At 65.9% G+C, this 13,358-nt stretch carries 16 protein-coding genes; 3 read left to right on the top strand and 13 right to left on the bottom strand.

Annotated features, from left to right (window positions below; translation table 11 throughout):
* Positions 1–189: 189 nt before the first annotated feature.
* Genes H6717_28355 through H6717_28345 form a run of 3 tightly spaced genes read right to left on the bottom strand, consistent with a single transcriptional unit; the run spans position 190 to position 2,624 of the window.
* The gene (locus H6717_28355) at positions 190–1,626 is read right to left on the bottom strand and encodes a tyrosine-type recombinase/integrase (protein ID MCB9580976.1); all 1,437 of its coding nucleotides are present in this window, start codon (positions 1,624–1,626) and stop codon (positions 190–192) included.
* A gap of 1 nt (position 1,627) precedes the next feature.
* Entirely contained in the window at positions 1,628–1,804 is a 177-nt protein-coding gene (locus H6717_28350) for a hypothetical protein (GenBank protein MCB9580975.1), read from the bottom strand.
* 19 nt (positions 1,805–1,823) lie between these two features.
* Entirely contained in the window at positions 1,824–2,624 is an 801-nt protein-coding gene (locus H6717_28345) for an SUMF1/EgtB/PvdO family nonheme iron enzyme (GenBank protein ID MCB9580974.1), read from the bottom strand.
* A 614-nt stretch (positions 2,625–3,238) separates the two neighbouring features.
* Here H6717_28345 and H6717_28340 point away from each other — a divergent pair.
* Positions 3,239–4,666, top strand: a complete 1,428-nt coding sequence (locus H6717_28340; protein ID MCB9580973.1) for an IS66 family transposase — start codon at positions 3,239–3,241, stop codon at positions 4,664–4,666.
* A 9-nt stretch (positions 4,667–4,675) separates the two neighbouring features.
* On the opposite strand, the gene H6717_28335 is transcribed toward H6717_28340, so the two are convergent.
* Positions 4,676–5,071, bottom strand: coding sequence for a hypothetical protein (locus tag H6717_28335; protein ID MCB9580972.1), 396 nt, complete (start codon positions 5,069–5,071; stop codon positions 4,676–4,678).
* Between the two features lie 84 nt (positions 5,072–5,155).
* On the opposite strand from H6717_28335, the gene H6717_28330 reads away from it, so the two are divergent.
* Positions 5,156–5,698: a DUF2971 domain-containing protein gene (locus H6717_28330; GenBank protein ID MCB9580971.1), complete on the top strand. Its 543-nt coding sequence runs from the start codon at positions 5,156–5,158 to the stop codon at positions 5,696–5,698.
* Between the two features lie 696 nt (positions 5,699–6,394).
* On the opposite strand, the gene H6717_28325 is transcribed toward H6717_28330, so the two are convergent.
* The 7 genes from H6717_28325 to H6717_28295 form a co-directional block, all read right to left on the bottom strand.
* Positions 6,395–6,595: a hypothetical protein gene (locus tag H6717_28325; GenBank protein ID MCB9580970.1), complete on the bottom strand. Its 201-nt coding sequence runs from the start codon at positions 6,593–6,595 to the stop codon at positions 6,395–6,397.
* Positions 6,592–6,882, bottom strand: a complete 291-nt coding sequence (locus tag H6717_28320) for a hypothetical protein (protein MCB9580969.1) — start codon at positions 6,880–6,882, stop codon at positions 6,592–6,594. The genes H6717_28325 and H6717_28320 overlap by 4 nt, the downstream gene beginning before the upstream one ends.
* A 116-nt stretch (positions 6,883–6,998) precedes the next feature.
* Positions 6,999–7,589 (bottom strand): hypothetical protein, encoded by a 591-nt coding sequence (locus tag H6717_28315; GenBank protein MCB9580968.1) that lies wholly within the window; start codon positions 7,587–7,589, stop codon positions 6,999–7,001.
* Positions 7,579–7,827, bottom strand: coding sequence for a hypothetical protein (locus H6717_28310; protein MCB9580967.1), 249 nt, complete (start codon positions 7,825–7,827; stop codon positions 7,579–7,581). Before H6717_28310 ends, H6717_28315 begins: the two co-directional genes overlap by 11 nt.
* 114 nt (positions 7,828–7,941) lie before the next feature.
* On the bottom strand, positions 7,942–8,811 hold the full coding sequence (locus tag H6717_28305) for a hypothetical protein (GenBank protein ID MCB9580966.1): 870 nt from the start codon (positions 8,809–8,811) through the stop codon (positions 7,942–7,944).
* Positions 8,808–9,284 (bottom strand): hypothetical protein, encoded by a 477-nt coding sequence (locus H6717_28300; protein ID MCB9580965.1) that lies wholly within the window; start codon positions 9,282–9,284, stop codon positions 8,808–8,810. The genes H6717_28305 and H6717_28300 overlap by 4 nt, the downstream gene beginning before the upstream one ends.
* A 12-nt stretch (positions 9,285–9,296) precedes the next feature.
* Positions 9,297–9,935, bottom strand: coding sequence for a hypothetical protein (locus H6717_28295; GenBank protein ID MCB9580964.1), 639 nt, complete (start codon positions 9,933–9,935; stop codon positions 9,297–9,299).
* A gap of 377 nt (positions 9,936–10,312) precedes the next feature.
* On the opposite strand from H6717_28295, the gene H6717_28290 reads away from it, so the two are divergent.
* Positions 10,313–11,671 carry an alkaline phosphatase family protein gene (locus H6717_28290; GenBank protein ID MCB9580963.1) on the top strand — a complete coding sequence of 453 codons (1,359 nt, stop codon included), beginning with the start codon at positions 10,313–10,315 and terminating at the stop codon, positions 11,669–11,671.
* A gap of 10 nt (positions 11,672–11,681) precedes the next feature.
* On the opposite strand, the gene H6717_28285 is transcribed toward H6717_28290, so the two are convergent.
* Together H6717_28285 and H6717_28280 are read right to left on the bottom strand one after the other, a co-directional pair.
* A complete protein-coding gene (locus H6717_28285; GenBank protein MCB9580962.1) occupies positions 11,682–12,395 on the bottom strand; it encodes a transporter in 714 nt (237 codons plus the stop codon).
* 25 nt (positions 12,396–12,420) lie between these two features.
* Entirely contained in the window at positions 12,421–13,344 is a 924-nt protein-coding gene (locus tag H6717_28280) for a hypothetical protein (protein ID MCB9580961.1), read from the bottom strand.
* Positions 13,345–13,358: the final 14 nt, after the last annotated feature.

Below are 13,358 nucleotides of genomic sequence, written 5' to 3'. Positions count from 1 at the left end.
GCAGCTCGGCGCGCTCCGACTGCGGCAGGCGAGCTATCGGCGCAGCAAGCCGGTGACATTCGTTCGCTTTGCGGTGGATCTCGCAAGTGGATCTCGAGGCTCCGCAGGGGTCATCAGGGTTGCTCAGGCCGGACGCTGGATGCGGTTTGATGACGGCTGACGTTTCCAGGCGTCCCGACCCGGCGTCTCTCACGCCGGTAACGCGGGTTCGAGTCCCGCTGGGGTCACTGAGAAAAAAGCTGGATCCGTGATTGAAGGCATCCGGATCCGGTTCCAAAAGACACTGCTGCTGACAATTGGCCCCGCTCTGGCAGTGCATCGGCTCCGGGCTTGTCCGTCGAGTTTGGGTAGTGCCGCTTTCGGCGTCTTGAGCGCGCCGCGCCCAGTGAGTTTCACGTAACGAGCATGTGTACGCGGGTCGCTGTGCCCGGCCAGTGCCATCGCTTCGTAGACGTTGGTGCCTGCCGCAGCCAACGCCGTCGCATACTCGCGCCTCAGCCCGTGGATGTCGGCGGCTCGCGTCTTGGCCGTGTCGGTTTGGAGAGCGTCCAGAGCCTTGGCCCGCTGCTCGGCCTCTCGCCGAGCCCGCTGAGCCGCCCACCAGGCCTGCCGGCCCTCGTCCTTGGCCGGCTCCACCGCAGCTTCCGCGCGGCGAAGCTCCTCCATGGCCTCGTCGAACCCTGGCAGCGGCCGATGCACATCGGCGACCCAGAGCGCGGCACGGAACTCCCTAACGTGGCTACGCTTGCCCTGCCGCTCCCCTGCCCTTGGACCTGCCATGATCGGGAAGACCGGGCCGCTGGTCGGGCGCCCCTGACGCTCCCACCAGGCTTTGAGGGGGACCTGGAGCACTGACGGGATCTCATGCTCGACAAGCTCCGCGGCAGATTCGTCGTCGCCCTGTGTCTTCGGTCTGTACACGAAGGCCGTTCGCCAGGCCTGGGTGTCGATGTGCCTCCAATCCCAAGCGTGGAGATCACTCGTGCGCATGCCCCCGAGCGTGCGTGACGACAGCGCAAACACCTTGACGTGTTGCGCAACCCTATCGCAGGCCATCACGCGACCGAACTCCCTGTCGGTCGGCATTTGCCGACGGCGGGCATCTTGGCGGAGCTTCTTCCTGTTGAGTTTGAAGTCCTTGACAGGATTGGACGCGATCAACTGGTCTACGTGCAGATCTCGGAACACCGTCATCAGATCATCACGCAAATGGACCACCGACTGTCTCGATTGGGTGGCCTCGTGCACCATGTCCAATACATCGCGGATCTGGTGCGGCTTGATCATTTTGCATGGCAGACTGCCCAGCTCAGGGAATGCCAATCGGCGAAGACGACTCAGACGCTCCCTCCAGGTCTTCATGCCCTGCCTACCCTGACGTTTCACGACGCGGGTCGCGGCCTGCTCAAAAGTCTCGGTCGTCGCTGCTGGCTCCGGCAGACCATGTTCCGCCTCGCGGAGTAGCTTCTCCAGTTTGGCTTTCGCGATGGCTTTGTTGTCAGTCTCAAGATTGAAGTAGCGACGTTCGCGGACGATCTCGCCGTCGACGACCCCCACGGCAACAAAGGCCCGGGCGCCCCAGCCGCTCTTGTTCCTAATCAAGGTTCCTGTTCTCTTCCGCGCCACCTCAACCCCTCACTTTCTTTTCGAGTTGCGCCAAGCCAAGTTCGATTGCGCGGCGAAGCGCCGCCGCTCGCGTGACTTGCGCGCCCTGGGCACGGCGGCTCATGGCTGCTGCAAGCCTGTCGGCGCGCGCGATCGTTGCCGCGTCGAGCCGGATCGGAATTGGGCGGGTTCGGGCCATGGGCTCCATAGTATACACCTCACCTTGTGCCGCGCACGAGGCGCAGACCCTGCGCTTTCCCGCCGTCGGTCTTGTCGAGCCAGTGCCTCACTTCGGACAGGATGAAGCGGGGCGCATCGCCTACCCGGTGCGCGGGGAAGCCTAGCTCCTTGCGCATCCTGTCGACGGTAGCTCTGCTCACGCTGAGCGCGTCCGCGAGCTGTTGCCGATCGAGGAGTGGCTCAGGTTCGGAGGGAGTGCTGAGCCCCAACCGTTCCGCGACGGTGCTCGCGATGGCTTCGATCTCGTTGGGACCGAGGTTCGCGGCGCGGCGAACGACCAAGACCTTCGCTCGGCGCCGCGGGCGAGGGGCGGGGCTGGGTTCTGAAACCACGATACCCATGCTCGTGCAAGCGTTGTCCGGACCTGCGTCCACCCATTCTTCGACGCTGCCGAACAAGTCGTAGAGCCCCGTGTACGGTGTCTTGGAGCCGCGACACTCTGGCTCTGTGCCAACGTCATGCAATTCGCCTCCAAATGCCGCCGTACAACGCTTTGCATCATACGTGTCGCCGTAGGGGTACCGCGTGACGCCACCGTTGGAGCAGCCGTCGCGCCACTCTCTTCCATCGCCCTCTCTGCAGAGGCGCTTGCCCGCCCAGGTACAGTAGCTTGCAGCAGCACACCACTCGACACACACGACCGGCGCGTTCGGTGTTTCGACCGGGGTCCAGGAACACGTTGGCTCAAGCGACGCCGCTTTGGCACACAGCGACGATTCGGTGGCAGAGCTGGCCAGGAAAGCAGCATAGTCCGCTTGAGTGACCTCGGTTGCGTCCATGCAATACCGTTCTCCGGTCGAACCGGATTTCGGAAGCGCAACCATGTTCGGCCCATGCCCGGTTGGACACCCGCCGCCACTCACGCCGCCGGTGCCTGCCGGTGCGTCGTCTGTTCGACCGCCACAGCTCAGTGTGGCTACGAGCGCCGTCCCTACAATGACGCGCAAGTGTTGCTGCCAACGTCGTCCGGAACCCAGCACCGATCTGCTCCAAAGATGTCGCATTGAGGTATTTGATTGCATGTCTGCTGTTGGAACGGCCCGGCGCAGACATTGTTCGGCGCACACAGGAGCGTCGAAGTGCATGGTTGCCCGCCGCATTGCCCGCAGGGCGGTCCGGATGTGCACTGCGAGCAGTAGCAATTGGTATCGTTGGGGTGGCGAGTTTTGCGCAAACTAGCTCCACCTCCAAGTGATCGGCGATGACCTTGAGCGTGGCCAACGATGGCATGGCCAGACGGAATGTAACCGTTCACGGGGGTGGTCTCGTCGAATCGGAGCACGCGTAAGTGATCGATATCGCTCCATTCCCGAGTTCTCGCTTTCCATGAGCCCCAGCTTCAGGCATTGCGTTTCCCGTGGAGCGGGACTGGCGCGACGATCGGATCGAGGAGCTGGAAAACCAGCTTCGCGACAGAGATGCCGATGTCCGAGTCAGGGACGAGCGCATCGCTGAGCTTGAGCAACAGGTCGCGCTGCTGAAGAAGCAGGTTGCAGAGTTGCTCGCGAAACTCGGGCAGAATTCGAGCAACTCGCACAAGCCACCGTCCACCGATACACCCGATGAGCGGCGAAAGCGCCGCAACAAGGACAAGGCGAAGCGCAAAGAGCGCAAGCGCGGTGCCCAGAAGGGCCACGCTGGTGCGCACCGCGAGCTGGTGCCTGCGGACAAGGTCAACAAGTTCGTCGACCTGTTTCCGTCGGAATGCGAGAATTGCTGGAGCGCGCTACCGGAAGTCCCCGACCGGTCGGCGAAGCGCTATCAGCAGACCGAAATCCCGCCAATCGAGCCGTACACAACGGAGTGGCGCCGGCACGAGGTGACCTGCCCGTGTTGTGGCTACCGGACGCGCGCCGCGTTCGACGGGGACGTGATCCCGACGTCGGCGTTCGGTCCCCGGGTGATGGCGATGATGGCGCTACTGACGGGCTTCTACCACTTGAGCCGGCGCAAGGCGGCGGACTTGCTCTCGGACATTGTCGGCGTCCGGGTCTCGCTCGGGGCGTTGAGCGCTGTCGAGGAGCGTGTGAGCGACGCGGTCCAGCCGGCTGTGGACGAGGCGTGGCAGCTGGTCGAGCACGCCGACATCAAGCACACCGACGGTACGAGCTGGTCGCAGGCCGGGGCCACCATGGCGCTATGGGTGATCGCCTCGGCAACGGTCACGGTGTTCAAGATCGTGGCCAACAGCGCCAAGGTGACGCTCCAGCCGCTGTATGGCGCGCTACACGGGATCCTGGTCAGCGACCGCGCGAAGGCGCTCGGGTTCTGGGCGATGGAGCGGCGGCAGATTTGCTGGGCACATCTACTCCGCAAATTCGTGTCGTTCTCCGAGCGCGACGGACCTACAGGCAAGTTCGGCAAGGAGCTGCTGGACTACACGGGGCTCGTCTTCGACTACTGGCGTGAATTCAAGGCGGGCAAGCTCGACCGCGACAAGTTCATGGTGCGCATGCTTCCCGTCCGCAAGCAGATGGAGGCACTGATCGAGCGCGCGGCGGGCTCGAAAGTCGCGGGCTTGTCGGGCTCGTGCGCCGACATCTTGGCGCACAAGGCCGCGCTCTGGACCTTCGTCGAGACCGAGGGCGTCGAGCCCACGAATAACCATGGCGAGCGCGAGATCCGTGCCTTCGTTCTGTGGCGGAAGCGATCGTTCGGGACCCAGAGCGAGCGCGGCAACGTCTTCGCCGAAAACCTGATGACCGTCGCCCACACCGCCCGCAAACAGAACAGGAACGTGCTCGAGTTCCTCACCGCGTGCTGTGAGGCGCAGCGCGACAAGAAGGCCGTACCGTCCCTGTTCCGCGCTGCGACCGCGTGAGCAACGCGCTCAAGAATCCCTTATCGGGAAGTAGCGTGTGAGGTGGCGGCTGCCGACAGTCCTCACGCGGCCAGCGCGACGGAGTAGCGTCACCGACCGGTGAAGCTCCCGCGCCGATGCGCCCACATCCGCCGCTAGCACGGTCATCGGCTCCCCCGGTTTCTCGCACAATGCTTGGTAGAAACGCTCGCCAAGCGCGGCTATTTCATCCGAAGGCCGCTTTACGCCCGACGACGACCGGACCCGGCGTGCCGGCTTCTCCGCACCGCGCGTGCTCGCGCTCGTCGTTGTCGTAAACGCCCGCGCGACCGCCTCCTGCGCGCTGGCGCGGATCGCCGCAAGCTGCTCCGCAATCATCTGCTCTATACGCTGGCCCAAATCCTGGGCGCTCGTGGTGTTGCTCATGCCGACGCAATCGCACGCCCCGCGTCAGACCCTCAACCCCACCCGTGAACGGTTACGACGGAATCGTACCTCGCCTGCTTCTCCCTGGATGGGGATTCCCAGTCACAATGGGAGGCATATGGGGACGCGGGCAAAGGCTACTGCCTTGGCTTCGAAGTACTGAAGGAGAATCGGTCGTCGGACCCTGACTTCGAGATCCTGCTGATGCCCGTGCTGTACGGAGATACCGGCACGGTCAAGCCGTCCATTGCCCGAGTCGCCGCGGCCCTCCGCACTGCCCGTGAACGGGGCGTGTCCGAGCGACAAGCTGGACTCATGGGAGCGACCGCACTCTTCCGAATTGCTGCGGCGAGCGCACTCCAAACCAAAGACCCCTCGTGGGCAAGTGAGCGCGAGTGGCGCCTGATTGCGGCACCGCGCCCAAACCGAGACTACAAGCGCCGCATAAGCACAGATCCAAGACCACACATCCTGCTGGAGTTGCACCCCGGCAACCGACCAGAGCTACACTCCATCCGCATCGGCCCTGCCCACCCTGATCCTGCCGGCGCAGAGGTGCGCTTGAACCGAATGCTGAGTTCGCTGGGCTACCCACAGTGTGCAATCCTCCAATCCGCTAGAGCCTGACGCGGCGTGTGTGGTCGCTCACGGCGCGCGCGACCGCTTCCGGCTGAGCGTCTGGCCACGGCGAAATCTTCGCGCACCGAGTGGCTGAGGAACAATTCGGCTTTCTGGTACTCTGAACACTAGTGATGGACCGAGGCGGCGAAGGTTCGAAAGATAGCGTGCGTTTGTCGATGGCGGCACTAATCGCGAGCGTGGTTGGGGCGCTTCTCATTGGCCTGTGGCTCGGGCGCGAGACATGCCGCAATGACACGCCAACAACCGCCGCGCCGGTTGTGAAGACCGTTGTGGCCCCGTGTCCAACTGCATCGACTGCCGCAGTGCCCACCGGAACAGAACTCTACCGACGAGCGAAAGTCCGCCTCATCACTGCGAGGCCCCATGGGAAAGACTCTATTGCCCAAGCCTCGGCCGCGATCGGGCGGGACGCGGACTGGTGCGCGGCTGCCCACGACAGATACCCACCCATGTGCACTTGGGACTTCGGTTCGGAAGCGATCACCGTCACGGAAAACATCGTCACGTTCACGGATGAAATCCGCGCTGCAGCAGCGACCAAAGACGGCGGCCCCAAGCTCGTCCTCAAACACGACCCTTGAGGCGAGTGGAAGCTGGTTCCGGAGTCAGCAAGCAAGTAGTCACAATCCTGTGAGGACTTAGGAGCGCCGAAGAGTCTCTGCTCACCCGTCGGCGCCCCTGCTAGACCCTCTTGCATTTCCTCGGGCCTCCGCGCGGCCACGCGGTCGCGAGCGCACGCATTCGCTTCGGCAAGCGGTAGTCACCGGGCCAGAGCGACAGCACGCCCGTGGCGCGGTCCTCGACAACGAGGATCGCTCTGTCCTCCTCACGGGCGAGCACGACGGCGCGCGCGGTGAGGATCTCGACGTCGCGGAGGGTCATCGCGGTTCGATTCGAATCGCCTCCTCGGTCAGCTCGCCGCGTTGGATCTCAATCAAGATCTCGGCGCGCACACGACGCGAGAGCTGGTCGACGAGGGTGGCGATGATGCTCAGCCAGCTTTCGTGGTCCAGGTGCGCAGGACACACCAAGATGAGCTGCGCAGCTTCCGTTTCGCTGACGTCGTCCACCACGACGCCTTGCTGGTGGAGCGGCCCTGCGTGCGCGATCAACTCACACATTGCCTCGATCGCGGCCCCGCGTTCCTCGCCGGCGATGATAATCCGCACGGTCCAACCATCATCGCCTTCGGCAGGTGCAGGAACGCCGCAGCCCAGGAGCGGGCCTGTCGGCTCGAATCGCCGACCTTCCCACTCGAACGCGCCCAGGTTGACCTTTGCCCTCCTCATTTCGGCTTCGGTCCTTGCATGTGTAGGTGCGGCGCGCGGCCATTCCGCTCGGTCAAGTTCCAGTTGCTCCAACGCACGGGCTGATTGCGCACGCGGATGACCAGCATGTTCGACTGCCGGGCGTGCCATTCGAGGCTCTCCAGCTTGAGCATCACCGGGGGCCTGGTGAGAAACTCCAGCCCACTCATCAGGTCGGGTCGCCGTGAGTCGTGAACGACGATCACGGGTGCGAGCTTGCGAAGGATCGCTTCGCGCACCCACGCCGGACGATGTTCGGGAGGTCCGTCGATGAAGTAGACGCCCGCCTTGGGCGCGTCCGGAGGTGGTGCTGCGCACGCCGGGAGGTGCACCACGTTCGCCGTGCACGTGGGCTCGGTCTCGCGATTGAGACGATCTCTGGCGAGCTTCCACCACCTGGGGTCGGGTTCGTAGCTCGTGACCCTCCCGGCACACCGGGCGAGGAGCACCGTGCTCCCGCCTGCTCCGAACTCGACGACGGGCTTGCCGGCGCAGAGGTCGTGGAGGACTTGCACGTCTGCGCGGCTGAGGTCCGCTTCGATCGTGACGGTCTTGGGATCAAAGGGCATAGCCGTACCTTTCTGCGGTGGAGCGCCAGATGGCGCGTTGTGCGTCCGCCTGGGCGCGGTGGTGATCGGTCACGTCCGCACGGTGGTTTCGAGCGGAGTCGGGGAGCTGGGCGAGCGCGGCCTTGGCCTGGTCGAGCGGCACGGGGTCCCCGCCGCACAACTCGGCCAGCTCGGCGAGGCGGCGCGCGTTGAAGTCCTCTAGGCGCACCGTCATGTCGGGCTCTGCGGCCTCGACCATCGCGTTCCAGCGGACCCACAGCCGCGCGAGCGTCTCGGAAGGCTCGCCGCGCGTCAGGCCGGCGTGGCGGAGCGCGTAGTCGATGTACGGCCCATCCCAGTCGACGGACGCGAGCTAGGACGCGATCACGTCGCGCGGATGGCGAACGAGATGTACGACCGGAACACCAGGCAGCAGCTCGCCCAGCCACGGTCCGGCCAGCCAGCTACTTTCGCCTGTGGCGAGCGCGGTGGCGGGATGGCTGGAACCTAGGCTCCAATGCTTCTCGTGGTTGCACTGGACCCCGACCGCGTTGAGAGCCTTCGCCATGAAGCCGGTCCCGCTCCTGCCGAGGCCCGTGATCACGAACGACGGGCGGCACCAGCCCGGGGCGTAGTACTCGTGCGCGTTGTGCGTCGCCTCGTCCGGGCGCGTGCCGTAAATCGACGGCAAGAGGCGGTTCTCGCCGAGACAAGGTTCGTGGATGAAGATGCGCTTGCCCGAATCCCACGCGACACGAGCAAACTGGAGGTCCTGGTCTACGTCTTTGCTTCGGTCGGTTTTGAGATGCGCTTCGCACACCTTCGCGGCGAAGTCCGGAGTGCACCCGACCGCGTAGGAGGCATACATCTCTCGGTGGTTGCGAATCAGGTGCCCGTCGAGTCGCGCGGTGTCTGCCTCCATCTCGGCCTTTGGAGTCGCGAGCCAGCCGCACCCAAACTTGGGGTGCGCGAGGGCGGGCCAGCTCAGGAAGTCCCGGAGGACGTGCCGCCCTACAACGATGTCGTCCTCCAGGCGGAGAACCCAAGGCGTTGCGCAGTCCGCCATGGCGTGTAGGACGTCGGCGAAGTGCTCGTGGTGCGAAACGTCGGGCCGCTGTTCGAGCACCGTGTAGTGCCCACTGATGTCCGAGCGCTCGATGCTTTCCAGCGTCGGCCAGATCAGTCCACGCCGAGCGGGATGCGTCTGGACGATGACCGTGACGGCCTTGTGCGTCCTTCTCATAGCGACACCTCGCAAGTGAACGCGTTCGTACCGTTGGCGCGCTGGCTGTCGGGTCCGCCACAGTCGGGGGAATAGGTGTCACCGATGCTGCTCCAGCCATGACAACAGCCCTCCGCGAGCCAGCCCAACGGGCAGCAGACCGTGTACGTCGGGGGGCAGTCGCGGGCGCAATCCCTCAGCACAGAGAACGGGCATGGCTGCGCCGTTGGTGTGAGCGACACCGGGTGAAACCCGTCGGGGCACGCGCCGCACACGTCCTCGATCATGTCCGGGGCGCACGCCGGTGGGGCGTCCGCAGCGCTCTCAGTAGGCGCGTCCGTGCCGGCGTCGGGATGAGCCGCGTCAGCGGTTTCGATCGCCGCATCCTTGGTTATGGTCGTGGCGTCGAACGGTTCGCCGCCACAGCCCGAAAGCGCGTAGCCGATGGCAAAGCTCACAAACGCGAGCACGAAGTAGATTTGTAGGGTTTTCATCTCCAAGTCCTTTCATTGCCAATGAATGGGCCAGTAGTCGGGGTGCGTGCCCGGGTGCACGGCGCACATGCGCCGGTAGAGGTCGTCTGGGGCGTCGGCGCCAGACAGGATCCGGCGCAGTTCGCCACCAGTGAGATAGGTGCGTCGAAGCAGGTGCCCGGCGACGTTCTCGATTGCGATGCGGCGCGCGCTCACCAGATGGAGCGTCGCGTTCCACTGGGCGACGATCGCGTTGACGCGCTCGGCCTCCGCATAGATCTTCGCCGACCGCCACGCATCCGCGATGTCGAACTCGATGCCCGAGGTCGCAAAGCCAAACAGCAGGTGCTCCACAGCAGCACCGGCCAGCGTGATGATGATGTCCTCATTCGCGCCACGTCGTTCCCGTTCGCTATGTGGCGCGTCCACGAACGGCAGGGGCGCATCGATCCGGCGCGGCGCCATGATCCCGCTCCCTCGGTGACCGTCGATCGCGACATGGTGCACGGTCAGCCCGTAGTGCTCTGCGAGCACGCCGTGCGCGGCCTCGTGGGCTGCGATCATGCAGTCGCCGCGGGGGCGCTCGGGCAGTTCGGTCACGCGTACGCCAAGACGAAGCATGGTCGCGCGGGTGATCTCCTCGCGGGCGAGGCGGCGGGCTTGGTTCGTCATTTTGCGCCCCCCGCGCTCTTGGCCTCGCCCTCGGCCTTTGTGGCCTCCAGACGGCGCTCCAGCTCCACCACCAGCTCACGGGCGCGACCCGGGCCCGGCGGGAGCCACTGCCGGATTTCAGCGAGCGCGGCCAGCAGCGCTCGGGGCGTCAGCGGGAGGTGTTGGCCCCTACTCCAATTGTCACCAGCAATTGGCAGCGCACCGGTTTGCAGGGGTGTGCGCGGCTCGTCACATGGTACCGAAGTGCTGAGAATTGCTGACTGGTGATGATCCCCTGCCCCGCCTCTCACGCCGGTAACGCGGGTTCGAGTCCCGCTGGGGTCACCAGATCTTGTCGGTGCGGCGCGGAACCTCGGGGTCCGCGCTACCATGGCGCCATGAAGCTCGGGGTCGTGGCGGTGGTGGCAAGCGTTGGTCTGCTCGGCTGCTCGTCGAGCGACGACGCGGCGGGGAGCGGCGGTGGTTCCGGGAGCGGCGGGCTCGCGGGGGCGAGCGGGAGCGGCGGGGCGGCGGGTGTCGGCGGAGCGAGCGGGAGCGGCGGGGCGACGTGTCCGTCGCCGATCCCGACGGACAGCCAGGCGGCCGCGCGCACGGCGTGCACGTTCGACAAGGGCGCGCTGGCCACGGACACGCTGGGCGTCGATGCGGCCTTCAGGGCGAGCATTCCCATCACGCATCTGGTGATCGTGATGCAGGAGAATCGCTCGTTCGACCACTACTTCGGCAAGCTGTCGGCCACGCATCCCGACGTGGAAGCGTTGCCCACGGACTGGGTGAACCTGGACTCCGCGAACGCGGAGGTGACGCCCTTTCATCTCACCTCCCCCTGTCTGCCGGTGGATCCGCCGCATCAATGGACGGCGATGCACGCCGGTTGGAACGACGGCAAGATGGACGGCTTCGTGAAGTCTGCCGCGGTGAGCGGCAGCGACGGACACTTCGCCGTCGGCTACTACGACGAGAGCGATTTGCCCTTCTACTACTTCCTGGCCAAGACCTTCGCGGTGGCGGACCGCTACTTCGGCTCCGCCCTGGGCGGGACCTGGGCCAATCGCGACTACCTGTACGCGGGCACGTCCGACGGCGTGATGAGCACCGGGCAAGCCACCATCGACGTGCCCACCGTCTTCGACGGCCTGGACGCCGCCGGCGTCAGCTGGGGCGTGTACACCGACGGCAACGTGCGGCAGGACAGCATCGGCTGGAACAACGCGCACGCCGGGGTGTACGCCTTCCAAGACTTCCTCGACGCCCTCGCCGATGGCACGCTGCCGGCCGTTTCCTTCGTGGATCCCGGTCCCACCCAGGACGAGCACCCGCCAAACAACGTCCATCCCGGCGAAGCATGGGGCCGACAGATCTACGAAGGCGCGATCGGCAGCCCGCTGTGGAACGAGCTCGCCGTGATCTACACCTACGACGAGTCCGGCGGCCTCGGGGACCACGTGCCGCCACCACCGGCCTGCATCCCGAGCCCGGATCAGACCGAGTTCGATCGCCTCGGCGTGCGCATCCCCGCCATCGTGATCTCCCCCTGGGCGCGGCCGGGCTACGTCTCCCACGTGGTGCACGAGCACTCCTCCGTGTTGCGCCTGGTGGAGCTGCTGTTCGATCTCCCCGCCCTCACCGCCCGCGACGCGAACTCCGACGCTCTGCTCGACATGTTCGACTTCGCTTGCCCCGCCCTCAGCGCGCCGCCCGCCGCCCCCGACGCCGCGAGCGGGAGCTGCAACTGACGCGATCGCGTCAGAGCGCCATTTCGATCACGAACAAGAGCAAGAATCCGACGAAGAACACCGCCGTCGTCAGCGGGGTCTCGGGAACTTCGTGGGCTTCGACCAACAGCTCCTCCGTCACCAGATAGAGCAACGCCGCGGCGGCGAAACCGAGCACGGCGACGAACGGTGCGCCCGTGAGCTTCGAGAGAAAGGTGGTTCCGATGACGGCGCCCCCCGCCAACAGCGCTGCCAGGCCCGTGACGGTGGCGATCACACGACGGCGCTGGACTTCGGCGCGCAGCAGCGCCGCCGCGGTGGACGCCGAAAGGAACGCCACCTCCAGCGTGAGGGCGATCGTGAGCAGCACGCCCTGGGCTTCGCCGATGGCGAAGCCCACACCGACGAGCATTCCGTCGATGAGCACGTCCACCCCCACGGCGGTGACCAGGCTGCGCGTCGACGCCGCTCCCTGTTCATCCGAGTGGGTGAAGTGCTTCACCGCCAACATCAGCGCGACGCCCAGGGAGAAACCCACCGCCGTCGGGAGCATCGCGTGCTGATGCAGGAGATCCGGGAGGATCTCGCCGCCCAGCGCCGCGAACACCACGCCGGCAGCGAAGTGCTGAATCATGCTGGAGATGCGCGGTGTGGGCGGCCGATAGGCGGCGATGCTGCCGCCCGCGACCATCGCGACCACCGGGATCGCGACGTAGAGCATCACCGTAGAGGACGGGAGGCTCATCGCCCGCTTGCTCGGTCCGCCGCGCTCACAGCGTCTTGCGCGTGAGCTTGACGGTGCCCTTGCCGGTCACGTCGAAGGTGCCCTTCTTCTTGTGCTGCACGGTGCCGCTGGCCTTCACGCTGCCGGACAGATCCAACGCCGTGACGAAGCCGGTCTTGGTGTCGATGCTCGCGGGGCCGGAGAGATCCAGCGTGAAGTGCGTGTCGTTGCTGCTGAGCTTCAACACGGCGTGGACGTCGAGGCCGAGCTGGGTGCCGGTCACGCCTTTGCTCTCCACCGTGAGCTTCGTCTCCTGGTGATCCACCCCGGGCAGCGCACCGAGCAGCGCTTCGGCCTGCTTCGGGCTCGCGGTCTTCTTCTTGCCGGCGGCGAGCTTTCCGCCGGCGAGCCAAGAGAGCAGCGGGCTCGGCTCTCCGACCCAGGCGCCGTACTCCGAGGTCATCGCATCGCGCTCCTCGGCGCTCACGGCGCTGCCGTCCGCGTGGGTGACGCCGCCGCCGGCATCCACGACGTAGCTCTTGCCCGCCGTGGCGGTGTGCGGCTCGACGCCCAGCAGCGGCTTGGCCTCGCGCCGCCCGAACACGACCTGGAGCTTGTCGATGGCGCCGTTCTTCACGCCTTGCACCGCGAGGCTCCGCTCCTCGTCGATGGACCAGCTGCCCGACTGCATGCCGCCGGCGCTGCCGGACTTGTTCAGCGTCAGCTCGAAGGACAGCTCGATGCGCCGATCCTCGAGCTGCTTCGCGCCCACCGACGGCGCCGGCACCTTGGCGGCCGGGGTGCTGTCTTCCGGGGCCGCAGTGCCTTCCGTTTCGCCGCTCCCCTCGCTCCCCTGCCCTGCGCCGTTTGCGGGGGACTCGGCGCCTCCGCCGGAAGCCTGGGACGCGCCGCCGCAGCCGACCGCGAGACAGAGAGCGAGAGCCGAGGAAACCTGCAGCAAGTCCTTCATGTGGCGGCAGCGTA

The organism is Polyangiaceae bacterium (assembly GCA_020633235.1).
GTDB lineage: Bacteria > Myxococcota_A > Polyangia > Polyangiales > Polyangiaceae > JACKEA01.
Note: the sequence above shows the minus strand (reverse complement) of the source record. Positions and strands in the feature narration are given on the sequence as shown.

Bases quoted from the DNA above. Each gene is read 5' to 3' on its own strand.
- H6717_28350 (MCB9580975.1), bottom strand. From the start codon at position 1,804: ATGGCCCGAACCCGCCCAATTCCGATCCGGCTCGACGCGGCAACGATC.
- H6717_28345 (MCB9580974.1), bottom strand. From the start codon at position 2,624: ATGGACGCAACCGAGGTCACTCAAGCGGACTATGCTGCTTTCCTGGCC.
- H6717_28335 (MCB9580972.1), bottom strand. From the start codon at position 5,071: ATGAGCAACACCACGAGCGCCCAGGATTTGGGCCAGCGTATAGAGCAG.
- H6717_28325 (MCB9580970.1), bottom strand. From the start codon at position 6,595: ATGACCCTCCGCGACGTCGAGATCCTCACCGCGCGCGCCGTCGTGCTC.
- H6717_28315 (MCB9580968.1), bottom strand. From the start codon at position 7,589: ATGCCCTTTGATCCCAAGACCGTCACGATCGAAGCGGACCTCAGCCGC.
- H6717_28310 (MCB9580967.1), bottom strand. From the start codon at position 7,827: ATGGTCGAGGCCGCAGAGCCCGACATGACGGTGCGCCTAGAGGACTTC.
- H6717_28305 (MCB9580966.1), bottom strand. From the start codon at position 8,811: ATGAGAAGGACGCACAAGGCCGTCACGGTCATCGTCCAGACGCATCCC.
- H6717_28300 (MCB9580965.1), bottom strand. From the start codon at position 9,284: ATGAAAACCCTACAAATCTACTTCGTGCTCGCGTTTGTGAGCTTTGCC.
- H6717_28295 (MCB9580964.1), bottom strand. From the start codon at position 9,935: ATGACGAACCAAGCCCGCCGCCTCGCCCGCGAGGAGATCACCCGCGCG.
- H6717_28290 (MCB9580963.1), top strand. From the start codon at position 10,313: ATGAAGCTCGGGGTCGTGGCGGTGGTGGCAAGCGTTGGTCTGCTCGGC.
- H6717_28285 (MCB9580962.1), bottom strand. From the start codon at position 12,395: ATGAGCCTCCCGTCCTCTACGGTGATGCTCTACGTCGCGATCCCGGTG.
- H6717_28280 (MCB9580961.1), bottom strand. From the start codon at position 13,344: ATGAAGGACTTGCTGCAGGTTTCCTCGGCTCTCGCTCTCTGTCTCGCG.